This is a genomic window from Bradyrhizobium sp. ORS 375 (genome assembly GCF_000239775.1).
Taxonomy (GTDB): domain Bacteria; phylum Pseudomonadota; class Alphaproteobacteria; order Rhizobiales; family Xanthobacteraceae; genus Bradyrhizobium.
Map to the genome: position 1 here is coordinate 1 of NZ_CAFI01000117.1, position 14,974 is coordinate 14,974.

At 65.7% G+C, this 14,974-nt stretch carries 14 protein-coding genes; 9 read left to right on the forward strand and 5 right to left on the reverse strand.

All coding sequences use genetic code 11. The features are described from left to right. Positions 1-149: 149 nt before the first annotated feature. Positions 150-842 carry a ribose-5-phosphate isomerase RpiA gene (rpiA, locus tag BRAO375_RS10365; protein ID WP_009027418.1) on the reverse strand — a complete coding sequence of 231 codons (693 nt, stop codon included), beginning with the start codon at positions 840-842 and terminating at the stop codon, positions 150-152. Between the two features lie 170 nt (positions 843-1,012). Here rpiA and BRAO375_RS10370 point away from each other — a divergent pair, with 170 nt between their 5' ends. From BRAO375_RS10370 to BRAO375_RS10390, 5 genes are all read left to right on the forward strand, one after another. Beyond that, positions 1,013-1,699 carry an HAD-IA family hydrolase gene (locus BRAO375_RS10370; protein WP_009027419.1) on the forward strand — a complete coding sequence of 229 codons (687 nt, stop codon included), beginning with the start codon at positions 1,013-1,015 and terminating at the stop codon, positions 1,697-1,699. Between the two features lie 276 nt (positions 1,700-1,975). Further along, positions 1,976-2,467 carry a hypothetical protein gene (locus tag BRAO375_RS10375; protein ID WP_244423160.1) on the forward strand — a complete coding sequence of 164 codons (492 nt, stop codon included), beginning with the start codon at positions 1,976-1,978 and terminating at the stop codon, positions 2,465-2,467. 155 nt (positions 2,468-2,622) lie between these two features. Continuing rightward, positions 2,623-3,654, forward strand: a complete 1,032-nt coding sequence (moaA, locus tag BRAO375_RS10380) for a GTP 3',8-cyclase MoaA (RefSeq protein ID WP_009027421.1) — start codon at positions 2,623-2,625, stop codon at positions 3,652-3,654. A gap of 6 nt (positions 3,655-3,660) precedes the next feature. Next, on the forward strand, positions 3,661-4,341 hold the full coding sequence (locus tag BRAO375_RS10385; protein ID WP_009027422.1) for a spermidine synthase: 681 nt from the start codon (positions 3,661-3,663) through the stop codon (positions 4,339-4,341). A gap of 129 nt (positions 4,342-4,470) precedes the next feature. Continuing rightward, positions 4,471-6,318: a metallophosphoesterase gene (locus BRAO375_RS10390; RefSeq protein ID WP_009027423.1), complete on the forward strand. Its 1,848-nt coding sequence runs from the start codon at positions 4,471-4,473 to the stop codon at positions 6,316-6,318. Here the strand turns inward: BRAO375_RS10390 and BRAO375_RS10395 are convergent. Next, entirely contained in the window at positions 6,307-7,128 is an 822-nt protein-coding gene (locus tag BRAO375_RS10395) for a hypothetical protein (RefSeq protein ID WP_139031355.1), read from the reverse strand. The two genes, BRAO375_RS10390 and BRAO375_RS10395, sit on opposite strands and share 12 nt — an antisense overlap. A gap of 358 nt (positions 7,129-7,486) precedes the next feature. On the opposite strand from BRAO375_RS10395, the gene BRAO375_RS10400 reads away from it, so the two are divergent. The 4 genes from BRAO375_RS10400 to BRAO375_RS10415 all read left to right on the forward strand — a co-directional run bounded on the left by BRAO375_RS10400 (position 7,487) and on the right by BRAO375_RS10415 (position 11,467). Further along, positions 7,487-7,756, forward strand: a complete 270-nt coding sequence (locus BRAO375_RS10400) for a hypothetical protein (RefSeq protein ID WP_009027425.1) — start codon at positions 7,487-7,489, stop codon at positions 7,754-7,756. A gap of 187 nt (positions 7,757-7,943) precedes the next feature. After that, positions 7,944-8,834, forward strand: coding sequence for a cation diffusion facilitator family transporter (locus tag BRAO375_RS10405; RefSeq protein WP_009027426.1), 891 nt, complete (start codon positions 7,944-7,946; stop codon positions 8,832-8,834). Positions 8,835-9,185: 351 nt separating this feature from the next. Continuing rightward, positions 9,186-9,767 (forward strand): TRAP transporter small permease subunit, encoded by a 582-nt coding sequence (locus tag BRAO375_RS10410; RefSeq protein ID WP_009027427.1) that lies wholly within the window; start codon positions 9,186-9,188, stop codon positions 9,765-9,767. 23 nt (positions 9,768-9,790) lie between these two features. Next, on the forward strand, positions 9,791-11,467 hold the full coding sequence (locus BRAO375_RS10415) for a TRAP transporter large permease (RefSeq protein WP_009027428.1): 1,677 nt from the start codon (positions 9,791-9,793) through the stop codon (positions 11,465-11,467). A 95-nt stretch (positions 11,468-11,562) separates the two neighbouring features. Here BRAO375_RS10415 and BRAO375_RS10420 read toward each other — a convergent pair whose 3' ends face one another. The 3 genes from BRAO375_RS10420 to BRAO375_RS10430 all read right to left on the reverse strand — a co-directional run. After that, entirely contained in the window at positions 11,563-12,651 is a 1,089-nt protein-coding gene (locus BRAO375_RS10420) for a TRAP transporter substrate-binding protein (RefSeq protein ID WP_009027429.1), read from the reverse strand. Positions 12,652-12,831: 180 nt separating this feature from the next. Further along, a complete protein-coding gene (locus tag BRAO375_RS10425; RefSeq protein ID WP_009027430.1) occupies positions 12,832-13,923 on the reverse strand; it encodes a TRAP transporter substrate-binding protein in 1,092 nt (363 codons plus the stop codon). Positions 13,924-14,098: 175 nt separating this feature from the next. After that, on the reverse strand, positions 14,099-14,974 hold an 876-nt coding region (locus BRAO375_RS10430), incomplete at its 5' end, for an Mrp/NBP35 family ATP-binding protein (RefSeq protein ID WP_035639883.1).

Genomic DNA, 14,974 nt, shown 5'->3' on the forward strand with positions numbered 1-14,974 from the left:
CAGCGCCGGCGGCTGGCCCTGCGCCTGCGCAGCGGGGCTCGCCGCGGCCACAGCCAGCACGAGGCCGGCGGCCGGGAGAATTCTGAACACGCTCTTCATTCCAAGTCTCCTGTGAGATGACAGCCCAAAACGCAGGTTCCTACCCGCGCTCAAGGCCGCTGGATAACGCGAATTCCCTGTGCGCCTGCCAGGATCGCCGTGCTGCCGAGGCCGATGAACAGCCCGTGCTCCACCACGCCCGGAATTGCGCTCAAAAGTCCGGCCAGACGCGGGGGATCCTCGATCTCCCCCAGGCGGACGTCGACAATCCAGTGGCCGCCATCGGTGACGAAAACGTGGCCATCTGCGGACTTGCGCAAGCTCATTGGCCCGGCCACGCCGGCCTTGGCGAAGGCGTCCGCGATCTCGCGCTGCGTTGCCGCGAGCCCGAACGGGATCACCTCGATCGGCAGCGGGAAGCGGCCGAGCCGCGCGACCCATTTGCTGTCGTCGGCGATCACGATCATGCGAGCCGAGGCGCTGGCGACGATCTTCTCACGCAGCAGCGCGCCGCCGCCGCCCTTGATCAGGTCGAGCGCCGGATTGATCTCGTCGGCGCCGTCAATGGTGATGTCGAGGCGGTCGATCTCGTCGAGCGTGGTGAGCGGAACGCCGCAGGCTTCCGCCTGCGCCCGCGTCGCCTCGGAGGTCGGAACGCCCACCACCTTGAGGCCGGCGCGCACCTTTTCGCCGAGCAGATCGACGAAATGCTTGGCGGTCGAGCCGGTGCCGAGGCCGAGCCGCATGCCGCTCTCGACCTCCTCCAGCGCCCGCGCCGCCGCCTGCCGCTTCAATGCATCCATGTCGACCAACAACCCGACCCCAGCCGAGGCCCCTCCGAAGCGGGGGCCGAAAACCGGCGCATATCTAGCGATGTTTTGCCGCGGGGCCTAGCTCCTCCCCGTCACGAAATCGGACAAAAAGCTTGAACCAGCCTCTTGCAAGGGCCCGGGCCGGCCGGTAGCGGATACCGATGCGCATCGCGAGCACCATCGTTTTCGATCTCGACGGCACCCTGGTCGACACCGCGCCGGATCTCATCAACGCGCTGAATCACATCTTGCAGCGCGAAGGCCTGCGGCCGCTGCCGCTGGCCTCGGCGCGCAAGATGATCGGGCATGGCGCGCGCAAGCTGCTCGAGCGCGGGTTGGAGGCGGAGGGCCGCTTTGCCAGCCCCGCCGAGATGGAACAGCTCACGGCCGACTTTATCGGCTTCTATGCCGAGAACATCGCCATCGAATCCCGGCCCTTCGAGGGGCTGGAGGCCGCGCTCGACGAACTCGCCGGCCGCGGCTGCCAGTTCGCGGTATGCACCAACAAGCTCGAATGGCTGTCGAAGCGGCTGCTGGACCAGCTCGGCCTCACCTCCCGCTTCGCCGCGATCTGCGGCGCCGACACGTTCGGCGTCGCCAAGCCCGACCCGGCGATCCTGCGCCAGACCATTGCGCAGGCCGGCGGCGAGGTCGGCGCCGCGATCATGGTCGGCGATGCCGGGACCGATGTCGGCGCCGCGCGCCGCGCCGGCGTGCCGGTGATCGGCTGCACCTTCGGCTATACGGACGTGCCGATCGCGGAGCTCAATCCGGACCACCTGATCGACCACATGCGGGAGCTGCCGGCCGCGGTGGCGACGCTGGCGCCGTCGCTGAAAATCGGATGAGGGGACTGTGAGGGTGAGGAACGCGGCTGCCGGGCCGATCTCTCCCTGACAGAGAGTTTGCGCCGTCCTGCAACCGGCCTTGCACCGAAACGGCTTCGATCCGAGTGCAGAATCACGCCTTAACTGTCTGTGGCAGCAACAAAAAGCAACAGGTTGGGGAACGCCAAGGTTCTGTTGAGAATAGGGTTGACCGCTGTTGCGCCGCTGTTCTGACACTCCTATGGTCACACAGGGATTGCGGCGGATGGCCGCAGGGCGTGTGGGGCGGACATCATGATGCGGCGTGTCATCGCAATTGCGGTTGCGGGAGCTGGCGTGGCCGGCTGCTCGTCCTTCTCCATGGACAGCTTCAAGATGGCGGCGCCGGAAGTTCCGGTGCAGCTCGAATCGGTGCCGCCAGGCGCTGAGGCCAAGACCTCGCTCGGACCGGGCTGCCGGACCCCCTGCACCGTCTCGGTTCCGGCGCCCGATTCCGGCTTCAGCGTCACCTTCACGATGGACAGATATCTGCCGGCGACGATCCCGGTGCAGGTGATCCGCAACACCGGCGACTTCAACACCTCGCCGCCGGTGGTGATGGATCCGAGCCCGGTCGTGGCCGAGCTGCAGCCGGCGCCGGGCGCACCTGCGCCGAAGGCCGTCAAGCACATGCGACCGAAGAAGCCGAAGCCGCAGAAATCCGCCGCCGCCCCGGCGCCGGCCGCCGCGCCTGCGACCACCGGGTCGGCGGCATTTCCCGCCCCGGTTCCAGGCGCCGCACGCCAGTAAGCGCCGCGAGCTGCGTGCAGCGCAGCAACGAGCTGCGCGATTGTGAGCCGCGCGGATCATGATTAGATTGCCCGTATAGACCTCCGGCCGCGTGTCTCGCGCGGTCGCCGCGTGGCATCGCCGCCACGCTGCGCTGCTACTTTCCAAGGCCATCCATGACCGCTGAGACGTTGAGTGAAACCGCCCTGACGCGCCCGATGACCGACCCGTTCGGCCGTCGCATCAGCTATCTGCGCGTCTCCGTGACCGACCGCTGCGACCTGCGCTGCTTCTACTGCATGTCCGAGGACATGACGTTCCTGCCGAAGGCCGACCTGCTGACGCTGGAGGAGCTCGACCGGCTCTGCTCCGCCTTCATCCACAAGGGCGTGAAGAAGCTCCGGCTGACCGGCGGCGAGCCGCTGGTCCGGCGCAACGTCATGGGCCTGGTGCGCTCGCTGTCGCGGCACTTGAAGAGCGGCGCGCTCAACGAGCTGACGATGACGACCAACGCGACGCAGCTCGCCAAATACGCGTCTGAGCTCGCCGATTGCGGCGTCCGCCGCATCAACGTCTCGCTCGACACGCTCGATCCGGACAAGTTCCGCACCATCACCCGCTGGGGCGATCTCGACCGCGTCCTTGCCGGCATCGAGGCCGCGCAGGCCGCCGGCATCGCGGTGAAGATCAACGCGGTTGCGCTCAAGAACATGAACGAGGAGGAGATCCCCTCGCTGATCGACTGGGCGCACGGCAAGGGCATGGCGCTGACGCTCATCGAGGTGATGCCGATGGGCGAGATCGGCGAAGGCCGCATCGACCAGTATCTGCCGTTGTCGCTGCTGCGCAGCCGCTTGGCGCAGAAGTACACGATGACCGATCTCGACGAGACCACCGGTGGTCCCGCGCGCTACGTCCGCGTCGCCGAGACCGGCGGCACGATCGGCTTCATCACGCCGATGACGCATAATTTCTGCGAGAGCTGCAACCGCGTGCGCGTCACCTGCACCGGCACCCTGCACACCTGCCTCGGCCACGAGGACGCGTCCGACCTGCGCAAGCCGTTGCGCGCCTCGGCCAGCGACGAGCAGCTCAGCGATGCGATCGACCGCGCCATCGGCCTGAAGCCGAAGGGCCACGACTTCATCATCGACCGGCGCCACAACCGGCCGAGCGTCAGCCGGCACATGAGCGTGACCGGCGGCTGATCCCTCGTGCTCCCCTGGAAGCTGATCGACACCGCAGACGTGCCCGGCGGCGGCGAGCCGTTGCGGCTGATGCAGCGCGGCCGCGACTTCACGATCAAGCTCGGCTCGAACGAGCTGATGAGCAGCCGGCTCTACGGCTCGGAGGAAGCACTGGCGACGTTGAGCTGCGCGCGTATCAAGGACCGCCCTGCCCCGCATATGCTCATCGGCGGCCTCGGCATGGGCTTCACGTTGCGTGCGGCGCTGAAGGTGCTGGGACCGCAGGCACGTGTCACCGTCGCCGAGCTGGTGCCGGCGGTGATCGCCTGGGCGCGCGGACCGATGGCCGAACTGTCCGGCGACAGCCTCGCCGATCCCCGCGTCGACATCCGCGAGGGCGACGTCGTGAAGCTGATCTCGACGGCGCGCGGCAGCTATGATGCGATCCTGCTCGACGTCGACAACGGACCGCAAGGCCTGACGCGGGAGTCCAACGACGCGCTGTATGATCCCGCAGGGCTGCGCGCAGCCTTCACCGCGTTGCGGCCCGGCGGCGTGCTGGCGGTGTGGTCGTCGCATCCGGACGATCGCTTCGCGCCGCGCCTGCGCAAGGCCGGCTTCACCGCCGAGGAGATCAAGATCCGCGCCACCGGCCGCGGCGGCGGCGGCGCCCGTCACGTGATCTGGATCGCGACGCGGCCGGCGTGATGCCGCGCGAGACGCAGTGCCACGATCGCGCTGGCACACGTCGCAGTTGAGTTCTCATCGACGCCTGTTAAGCTCGCGACGTTTCATTTCAGCTCTTTTCGACTCGCCTTCTCCACAGGGCTCATTGGCATGACCGTCGATCTTTTGAAGGACACCAAGACCTATCCGCGGATGACGCGCTGGTTCAATCCGCTGCTGCTGATCAAGCTGCTCAACAACGTCGTCACCTCTGCGATGTTCGGCCAATATGCCGACCGGCGCCTGATGGTCGCCGCGCTCGATACGGTGCCGCCCGAGGAGCACATGGCGCGCGCGACGGCGTTCGCGCGGAGCCTCAGCCCGTCGACGAAGGGCCCGGTCTGGATCGACTTCGTCGCCGACCTCGGCGACGGCTTCGACAGCACCTATGCGGTGGCCTGCCTGCTCGGCAGCGAGGCGCTGAAGCTCGGCGGCAAAGAACTGCCGCGCGGCCAGATGCTGATCATGGGTGGCGACGAGGTCTATCCGCTGGCCAATGCCCAGACCTACCGCAATCAGCTGCGCAAGCCGTACCAATGGGCCTCGCCCGACCACGACAAGACCGACGACGACGGCGTTCCCATGTTCGCGATCCCCGGCAACCATGATTGGTATGACGGGCTGGTGCAGTTCCTGGCCTATTTCACCCGGCCGACGCCGACCCATTTCGGCTCCTGGCGGACGCAGCAGAAGCGCAGCTATTTCGCGCTCCAGCTGACCGAGAGCTGGTGGTTGTGGGGCATGGACATCCAGCTCGCCGACAACATGGACCAGCCGCAGGCCGACTATTTCAAGCTCATCGCCCAGTCGGACCAGCTCAAGCCGGGGTCGAAGATCATCCTCTGCACGGCGGAGCCGGGCTGGCTCTACACCGACACCAATATGAGATCGTGGGAGATCGTCGACTACGTCCTCGGCATCGCCAAGAAGGCCGACAAGGCGCTGACGATCCCGCTGCTGCTGTCCGGCGACACGCATCACTACAGCCGCTACCACGCCGAAGACGGCACGCAGTTCGTCACCTCGGGCGGCGGCGGCGCCTTCCTGCACCCGACCCATCAGCTGGAGAAGAACGTCAGCGTGCGCTGGACCGGCACCAAGCTGCCGCTGACGCTTGCCGACACGGATGAAGGCAACAAGCCGGCGGCCTACCCGTCGATGCAGACGAGCCGCGGCCTGGTCTGGCGCAATCTGTGGTTCGCGCTGACGAACTGGGATTTCTCGATCTTCATGGGCCTGGTGTATTTCGTCGTCGGCGTCCTGATCGGGCTGCGCGACGAGCCCGACATCCGCATCCTCGTGGCGCTGGCGTTCGCGGCCGGCATCATCGGCTACACCACGCGGCAGGAGCACGTCTCGCTCACCGACATCTTCAACAAATGGAAGCGCCGTCACATCAGGACGGAGTTCGACGACATCGACCGGGAAAACGTGCCGATCCAGTTCAAGAAGGCGCTGGTCGTCATCGGCACGAGCGTGCTCCACGCGGCCGCCCACATCTGCACGGCGCTCGGCGCCGCCATCGTCTTCAGCCAGATGAACGGCGATCCCTTCCCCGCCGGCCATCCCTGGTACAGCGTCTGGACATGGCTCGGGCGTCTCGTTCTCGAAATGGGCCTGGTCGGCTGCGTGCTCGGCAGCAGCTATTTCGGCCTCAACATGCTCATCACCTGCCGCTGGCTGCGCATGAACCGCAACGACGCCTTCAGCGCGTTGCGCATCGGCCACTACAACAACTTCCTCCGGCTGCGCATCGAAGGCGACGACGTCCAGGTCCACGCCATCGGTCTCGACAAGGTGCCACAGCGCCACGAATGGCAGGAGAACCCGAAATACCGGGAAGGCCAGCCGCAGCAGCCGCGCTTCGTCCCGGCGGCACCGCTGACACCGCACCTGATCGAGACGTTCGCCGTCTCCGGCAAAGCGGGACCGGCGGCGCGCCCCGACCTAGCGCGTTGAAGCGGACGGCGGCGACCGCCGCCGCGCCGGCTTGCGGTCCTCGGCGCAGCCCTCTCCACATTGGTCCGGCAGAGACAGTCCCGGCGCGTCCTTGATCTCGTTGTAGAAGATCCAGCCTGCCGCCCCGTTGGCGCAGCGGAGCTGGAGCCACTCGTGTTCGTCATCCTCAGGGCTGGTGTCCTTGGCTGGCCTTCCGCCGATCTCCGCCGACGCATCGAACATGTCCTGATACGCTTGATAGACATCCGTACCGACGCGCATCAGGAAAAATCCCTCTGCTCCCGGCCCTACCGCAGACCACCGGTCCCCCGCCTTGAACTTGACCTTGACCGACTCATTACTCGGCGACTTCGACAGCTCGGTCGAGAGATCTCGCGTGAGCTCATACGTCCTGATCCGCGTGAACGTCACGAAGCTCAGCCGGTCCGCTTTCACCCGCTTCGTGTTCCAAGGATGATAGGCCGCGCCGGCCCGGAGCGCACAAGAAGCCGACTTCGGCGCTCCGATCTCCGGCTTGGTTCGGATGGCGAGTGTCATGTCTTTGTCGATGGTGAAGCCGTCGGGCCATTCGCGACCCCAAAAATCACTTTCGTACCACACCTCCGGATCATAGGTCGCCGGCCGAGCGGAGCCCCCGACCCGCGGCCCCGAGACAGGCGCATCACCCGAATGCCCACTGATGCTCTCCGCGCTCGCCAGGCATCCGCCGAGGGTTGCGGCCAGAATGAAGACGGGGACCGGCTTCAGAACGCGTCTTCTCCTGCTCATGAAAGCCCTTCGCTTCTCTGCGCCTGCCTTGTCACGCGGCAAGATCTCCGGCTCCGCCGTGACACAAGGGACCATGGCATGCGCCGATGACGGACGCCATCGTCTGCCGCCCATGAACAGCGTGGAATGACGAGGTGCAGACCTCGCGTCGCGACATTCGCAGTTTCAGCCGCTTCACGGCAGAGGCGACATCGCGTCGTCATACCCTGACGCGCTCTCGCGTCCATCGCGACAGACAGTGCATCGCATCAACACTGAGCTTTTGCGGCAGGCCGGAACTGCCGCCGCACCAGCGAGTTGCTCAGCCGCGGAGAGGACCGCGCGGCGCCGAGCGACATCCGCTCACGCTTCAGTCCTCCATTCGACAGCACTGGACCCATCACTGGACGGAGAGACGACCATGAAAGCATCCCTTCTTCTTGCTGGCGCACTGATCATCGGATCCGGCGCCACGGCACTGGCTGACGAGTATTATATCGTGCAGGGCCCGAGCCATCGCTGCACCATCACCACCACGCGTCCCGCCGACCGCGAGGTCGTGACCCAGATCGGGCCGATGGCGTTCACCAGCCGCGTCGAGGCGGAAGACCGCATCAAGCAGACCAAGGTGTGCGAGGACGAAGGGACCGTCGGCAGCACCAGCACGACCACGGTCATCAAGGAAAAGTAAGCGTCCGGATCTCCGCTCGCGCGTTTGCGAGATGAAAGGTCGTGCTCATGATCATGGGCACGGCCTTTCTGCTTGTTCGGGCCGGATGCGCCGTCAACGGCGACCGGCGTCCTGAGACCCGCTCGCAGCAGCGACCGTTGCGTTCCACCGCCGGGTTGGGTACTCCGCAGGCCCAGGTGAAGGACTCATGCATTCGCAGTCGCTCAAGCTCGCCGCTGGCAGCCTCGTGGTCGGGACGCTCGTCCTCGGCCTGAAGTTCTTCGCCTATTGGATCACCGGCTCGGTGGCGCTGTACTCCGACGCGCTGGAGAGTATCGTCAATGTCGTGACCGCCGGCGTGGCGCTGCTCGCGGTGCGCATCGCGGCGAAGCCGGCCGACGCCAACCATCCGTTCGGCCATCACAAGGTGGAGTATTTCAGCGCGGTCATCGAGGGCGTGATGATCGTGGTCGCGGCGCTGCTGATCGTCCACGAGGCCTATGGCAATCTGTTCGCGCCGCGGCCGTTCTCGGCCCCGACCGAGGGCCTCGCCATCAATGGCCTCGCCAGCGCAATCAATGCCGTCTGGTGCTGGCTGCTGATCACCAGGGGCAAGCGGCTGCGCTCGCCGGCGCTGGTGGCGGACGGCCGGCATCTCCTGACGGACGTCGTGTCGTCGGGCGGCGTCGTGGTCGGTCTCGTCCTCGCCGTCATGCTTCAACTGCCGATCCTCGACCCGGCGCTGGCCTTGCTGGTCGCGGTCAACATTCTCTGGTCGGGCTGGCAGGTGCTCAAGGAGTCGACCGGCGGGCTGATGGACGAAGCGGTCTCCGACACCACGCTGGCGCGCATCCGCCAGATCATCAGCCAGCATGCGGACGGTGCGCTGGAGGCCCATGATGTCCGCACCCGCCATGCCGGCAAGATGACGTTCATCGAGTTTCACCTCGTCGTTCCCGGCGAGATGTCGGTCAACGCGGCGCATGCGATCTGCGACCGCATCGAGGCCGCGCTGCGCGAGGACGACGAGCACAGCTGGATCACCATCCACGTCGAGCCGGAGAACAAGGCCAAGCACTCCGGCGTGGTGGTGCTGTAAGCGTGGGTGGGTCGTGGCCGGACGTCAGCGTCGCGCGTCCCCCCTCGGTCTCCCCCCGAGAGCCGGGGCCGCGCGCATCACCGTCCCTCTGCTACCGCGGAGGACGATCGCGCAACTGGGGCCTGCGACAGCCCGCGGCGAAGCCTCGCCAAGACTGCAACATGTTGCGGCAACGCTCATTTTCGCCCATTTTTCCAATTGACGGCAACACGGGGCGCTGAAATGGTGCCCCGGTTTTGGGGAGCCTGCCGGGCCAAATAGGCCGCTGCGCCGCATGCCGCGCAGCCAAGAACGGGCCATGGGGCAGCCGCGAGACATGGGCGGTCGCAAGACATTGGGGGAGGATCGGCGTTGCAAGCGTTGCTGAAATTGAGCCGCGGGATCGATGCGTTCACGAGCTGGACCGGCAAGCGGCTGGCCTGGCTGATCCTGCTGGCCGTCATCATCTCGACCGTCAACGCCATCATCCGCAAGACGCTCGACACCTCGTCGAACTCCTGGCTGGAGCTGCAATGGGTGTTGTTCGCGGCGGTGTTCCTGCTCTGCTCGCCCTGGACCCTGCTCGACAACGAGCACATCCGCATCGACATCATCAACGCCATGCTGCCGAAATGGCTGCGCGACACCATCGATGTCGTCGGTCACGTGCTGTTCCTGATCCCGCTCTGCGTCGTCATGATCATCACCAGCGTGCCGTTCTTCCTGCGCTCCTTCGAGATCAACGAGCAGTCCAGCAACGCCGGCGGCCTGCCGCAATGGCCGGCAAAGTCGTTGATCATGATCGGATTCGTGTTCCTGCTGGTCCAGGCCATTTCCGAGCTGATCAAGCGCATCGCCGTGATGCGCGGGCTCATTCCTGATCCCCACGCTGCGAGATCCCACGGGATCGAGGCCGAGGTCGAGCACCTCGTCGAAGCGATCGAGAAGAAGTAAGCGGCGGGCTGGGGGATACTTCAATGACTGCGTTTCTGATCGCCAATATGGCGCCGATCATGTTCGGCTCGCTGGTCGTCATGCTGCTGCTCGGCTATCCGGCAGCATTCTCGCTTGGCGCCGTCGGCCTGTTCTATGCCCTCGTCGGCATCGAGCTCGGTGAATTCCGTCCGGACTTCCTGCAGGCGCTACCTGAACGCGTCTACGGCGTGATGAACAACGACACGCTGCTGGCGATTCCGTTCTTCACCTTCATGGGCCTGATCCTGGAGCGATCCGGCATGGCCGAGGATCTGCTCGACACCATCGGGCAGCTGTTCGGCACCATCCGCGGCGGCCTCGCTTATGCGGTCATCTTCGTCGGCGCGCTGCTCGCGGCGACCACCGGCGTCGTCGCGGCCTCCGTCATCTCGATGGGCCTGATCTCGCTGCCGATCATGCTGCGCTACGGCTACGACCGGCGCCTGGCCTCGGGCGTGATTGCCGCCTCCGGCACCCTGGCGCAGATCATTCCGCCGTCGCTGGTCCTGATCGTCATGGCCGACCAGCTCGGCAAGTCGGTTGGCGATATGTACGAGGGCGCCTTCATTCCCGGCCTCGTGCTGTCCGCGCTCTACGCCGGTTACGCCTTCCTCGTGAGCATGATCTTCCCGAAGGCGGCGCCCGGCCTGCCGGCAGAGGCGATCGGCTTCCGCGAGGATTCCGGCAGCCGCGGCCTGACCTCGCTGGGCGTGCTGTTCCTCGCCTCCTGCGTGTTCGGCTGGTATGTGATGCGCGGCTCCGCGTATCACGGCGCCGATTTCGTCGTGCTGTGCATGTTCTCCGGCATCGTGTTCGCCTTCGCCGTCGCGGTCGTGAACTGGCTGCTGGAGCGCATCACCGGATACCGCTTCCTGTCGCGCATGGCGCAGCAGACCACCTTCGTGATGGTGCCCCCGCTGTTCCTGATCTTCCTGGTGCTGGGCACGATCTTCATCGGCCTGGCAACGCCGACCGAAGGCGGCGCGATGGGCGCGGCCGGCGCGATCATCCTCGGCGCGATCAAGCGGCGGCTCAGCTTCGACCTGGTCCGCCAGGCGGTCGAGTCCACCGCCAAGCTGTCGGCCTTCGTGGTGTTCATCCTGGTCGGCGCGCGCGTGTTCTCGCTGACCTTCTACGGCGTCAACGGCCACGTCTGGGTCGAGCACCTCTTGACCTCCCTGCCCGGCGGCCAGATCGGCTTCCTGATCTTCGTCAACGCCTTCGTGTTCGTGCTGGCCTTCTTCCTCGACTTCTTCGAGCTGGCCTTCATCATCATCCCACTGCTCGGACCCGCGGCCGAAAAGCTCGGCATCGACCTGATCTGGTTCGGCGTCATCCTCGGCGTCAACATGCAGACCTCGTTCATGCATCCGCCGTTCGGCTTCGCGCTGTTCTATCTGCGCTCGGTGGCGCCGAAGGAATCCTATCTCGACCGCGTCACCGGCAAGCGGATGGAGCCGGTCACCACCGGCCAGATCTACTGGGGCGCGGTGCCGTTCGTCGTGATCCAGCTGATCATGGTGATGCTGGTGATCCTGTTCCCCTCGATGGTGATGCACTACAAGGGCACCGCATCGACCGTCGATCCGAACTCGATCAAGATCGACATCCCGCAGATCGACGCCCCGCCGCTCGACTTCGGGCCGCCAAAATTCGACACCGATCCGCCGAAGCAGTGATGATTGCGGCGCTCCATCGCTCAGACAACGAAAACCCCGGCGCATTGCGCCGGGGTTTTGTCTTGCGCTTGCGCGAGAAGCGAAGCGACGCGTGCTCAGGCGAGCGGGTTGCGCGCCATGAATGCGTCGTAGCCGATCTCGGCGACCTGGAACCAGGAGTAGCCGTTGCCGGCGAACGCCGACAGCGACTCGTAGGTCTTCTTGAAGTCGGGGTTGGTGGCCGCCACCTCGTTGTGCAGCTCGCGCGCCGCCTTGATGCAAGCCTGCATGATTTCCGGCGAGAAGGCATGCAGCTTGGCGCCGGCGGCAAGCAGCCGGCGCAGCGCCGGCGGATTGCCCTGGTCGTACTTCGCCATCATCCAGTTGTTGGCGTAGTGGCCGGCGTGCTCGAGGATCTTCTGGTAGTGCTTGGGCAGCGCATTCCACTTATCCTGGTTGACGAAGGAGAGCAGCATCGGCCCGCCCTCCCACCAGCCCGGATAGTAGTAATGCGGCGCGACCTTGACGAAGCCAAGCTTCTCGTCGTCGTAAGGGCCGACCCACTCGGCCGCATCGATGGTGCCCTTTTCCAGCGCCGGGTAGATGTCGCCGCCGGCGATCTGCTGCGGCACCGCGCCGAGCTTCTGCAGCACGCGGCCGGCGAAGCCGCCGACGCGGAATTTCAGGCCCTTGAGATCGTTGACGCCGGTAAGCTCCTTGCGAAACCAGCCGCCCATCTGGCAGCCGGTATTGCCGGCCAGCAGCGAAACCACATTGTACTTGGCGTAGAACTCGTTGAGGATCTCGCGACCGCCGCCGAGCATGTACCAGGCCTGGTTGATGCGCATGTTCGGGCCGAATGGCACCGACGAGCCGAAGGTGAAGGTCGGGTCCTTGCCGAAATAATAGTAGGAGGCGGTGTGGCCGATCTCGACGGTGCCGTTCTGCACGGCGTCGAGGACCTGCAGGCCGGGGACGATCTCGCCGGCCGCGAACGGCTGAATCTGGAATTTGTTGTCGGTGGCCTCGCCGACCACCTTGGCCATGATCTCGGCGCCGCCATACAGCGTGTCGAGTGATTTCGGCCAGCTGGTCGGCATGCGCCATTTCAGCTCCGGCATCGATTGCGCGATGGCCGGCGCCGCGATCGCGGCCGCGCCGGCAGCGCCGAGCCCGGTGACCTTGATGAAGTCTCTCCGCTTCATTCTCTTCCCTCCCTCGGGTGATGTGTGCACGTTTCCTGGGCAGCCTTCTTGTGAGGCTTGTGTTCCAGTGTGGATCAAACTGCGACGGAGTGCCATTGCGAAACGTTGTCGCAACGCAACGCAAAAGCCCGGCCTCTTGCGAGGCCGGGCTCATGTGATCCGCCGATCTGAAGTTTGCGATCAGCCGCGGGTGCGCGAGCGGATCATGAAGCTGTCATAGGTGTACTCGGCGACCTGCCACCACAGGTACTCGTCCGAGCGGTAGGCCTGCATCGCGTCGATGACCTTCTTGAAGTCGGCGTTCTTGGCCGAGATCTCGCCCCACAGCTCGTTGGTCGCCTTGAGGCAGGCCTCGAGCACCTCGTTGGTGAACGGACGCAGCTGGGTGCCGCCGGCAACCAGGCGCTTCAGCGCCGCCGGGTTCACCTGGTCGTAGCGCGCGGCCATCCAAGTGTTGGCATTGACCGTCGCATTGGCGAGGATCGACTGATAGTGCTTCGGCAGCTCGTTCCACTTGTCGAGATTGGCGAAGGCGTGCACGGTCGGACCGCCTTCCCAGAAGCCCGGATAATAGTAGTACTTGGCGACCTTCTGGAAGCCGAGCTTCTCGTCGTCATAGGGACCGACCCACTCGGCGGCGTCGATGGTGCCCTTTTCCAGCGACGGATAGATGTCGCCACCCGCGAGCTGCTGCGGCACGACGCCGAGCTTCTGCAGCACCTGGCCGGCAATGCCGCCGATGCGGAACTTCAGGCCCGAGAGGTCGGCAACGGTCTTGATCTCCTTGCGGAACCAGCCGCCCATCTGGGTGCCGGTGTTGCCGCAGGGGAAGCCGATGACGTTGGACTTCTTGTAGAACTCGTTGGCGAGTTCGTTGCCGCCGCCCTGGTACAGCCAGGAGTTCTGCTGCCGGGCGTTGAGGCCGAACGGCACCGAGGCGAAGATCGCGAAGGTCGGGTCCTTGCCGACGTAATAATACGACACCGTGTGGCACATCTCGACGGTGTTCTTGGACGTCGCGTCCAGCGCCTGCAGGCCGGGCACCAGCTCACCGGCCTGGAAGACCTGGATCTGGAACTTGTTGTCCGTCATCTCGGCGACCTGCTTCGCCATGTACTCGGCGCCGCCATAGATCGTGTCGAGCGACTTCGGAAAGCTCGAGGTCAACCGCCACTTGATTTCGGGCATCGACTGCGCGATCGCCGGCGAGGCCACCGCAGCCGTCGCCGCGGCACCGGCGGCCGAAACCTTCAGAAAATCACGACGCTTCATATTAAGGCATCTCCTTGTTGGGGGCGTTTCCCGTGAAAAACATTATCCGCCGACGCGATTGGCCGCGTACGGTCGAAGGCGATCCGCGCCGGGCTTAGCACGGAACCGGTTAAGCGAAAACGCGACGTTGGAATGACAAACAGTCCAATAGTCGCAAGTATATTGCTGCGCTGCGTCAAGCCGCGGCGATGGCATCCTTGAGTTGATCGCGGACCGCGCCGGCAATGGTCCGGTAGATCGTGGCATGCGGGCCGTGCGGCTCGCTCTCCACCACCGGGTTCCCGGCATCCGACGTGGAGCGGATGTCCATGTGCAGCGGGATCTCGCCGAGGAACGGCACGCCGAGCCGCTCGGCCTCGTGGCGGGCGCCGCCATGGCCGAAGATGTCGGAGCGCGTGCCGCATTCCGGGCACTGGAAGTAGCTCATGTTCTCGATGATGCCGAGCACGGGCACGTTGACCTTGCGGAACATCGCCAGCCCCCGGCGCGCATCGATCAGCGACAGGTCCTGCGGCGTCGACACGATCACCGCGCCCTTCAACGGCACGTTCTGCGCCAGCGTGAGCTGGGCATCGCCGGTGCCGGGCGGCATGTCGACGACGAGAACATCGAGTGTGCCCCAGGCCACGTCGCGCAGCATCTGGTTGATTGCCGACATCACCATCGGGCCGCGCCAGACCAGCGCGGAGTCCTCGTCGACCAGGAAGCCGATCGACATGATCGACAGGCCGAAGCGCGACAGCGGGATCATCTTCTTCTCGGGCGTGAGCTGCGGCTTCTCCTGCAGGCCCGTCAGGCGCGGCACCGAGGGGCCGTAGATGTCGGCGTCGAGCAGCCCGACCTTGAGGCCAAGGTCGCGCAAGCCCAGCGCGAGGTTGATGGCGGTGGTCGACTTGCCGACGCCGCCCTTGCCGGAGGCCACCGCGATGACGGCGGCGATGCCGGGGATCGGCGCCTGTCGGGACATCGGCGAATCGGCCGGGGTCTGGTGCTGGTGCGAACGATGTGCCGAGACCGGCTGCACGCCGCCCTGCCGCGGCGCCGGGGCCGG

Excerpts from the sequence above, each read along its gene's own strand:
- moaA (WP_009027421.1), top strand. The coding sequence starts at position 2,623 with ATGACCGCTGAGACGTTGAGTGAAACCGCCCTGACGCGCCCGATGACC.
- BRAO375_RS10420 (WP_009027429.1), bottom strand. The coding sequence starts at position 12,651 with ATGAAGCGGAGAGACTTCATCAAGGTCACCGGGCTCGGCGCTGCCGGC.
- BRAO375_RS10375 (WP_244423160.1), top strand. The coding sequence starts at position 1,976 with ATGCGGCGTGTCATCGCAATTGCGGTTGCGGGAGCTGGCGTGGCCGGC.
- rpiA (WP_009027418.1), bottom strand. The coding sequence starts at position 842 with ATGGATGCATTGAAGCGGCAGGCGGCGGCGCGGGCGCTGGAGGAGGTC.
- BRAO375_RS10415 (WP_009027428.1), top strand. The coding sequence starts at position 9,791 with ATGACTGCGTTTCTGATCGCCAATATGGCGCCGATCATGTTCGGCTCG.
- BRAO375_RS10400 (WP_009027425.1), top strand. The coding sequence starts at position 7,487 with ATGAAAGCATCCCTTCTTCTTGCTGGCGCACTGATCATCGGATCCGGC.
- BRAO375_RS10390 (WP_009027423.1), top strand. The coding sequence starts at position 4,471 with ATGACCGTCGATCTTTTGAAGGACACCAAGACCTATCCGCGGATGACG.
- BRAO375_RS10370 (WP_009027419.1), top strand. The coding sequence starts at position 1,013 with ATGCGCATCGCGAGCACCATCGTTTTCGATCTCGACGGCACCCTGGTC.
- BRAO375_RS10405 (WP_009027426.1), top strand. The coding sequence starts at position 7,944 with ATGCATTCGCAGTCGCTCAAGCTCGCCGCTGGCAGCCTCGTGGTCGGG.
- BRAO375_RS10425 (WP_009027430.1), bottom strand. The coding sequence starts at position 13,923 with ATGAAGCGTCGTGATTTTCTGAAGGTTTCGGCCGCCGGTGCCGCGGCG.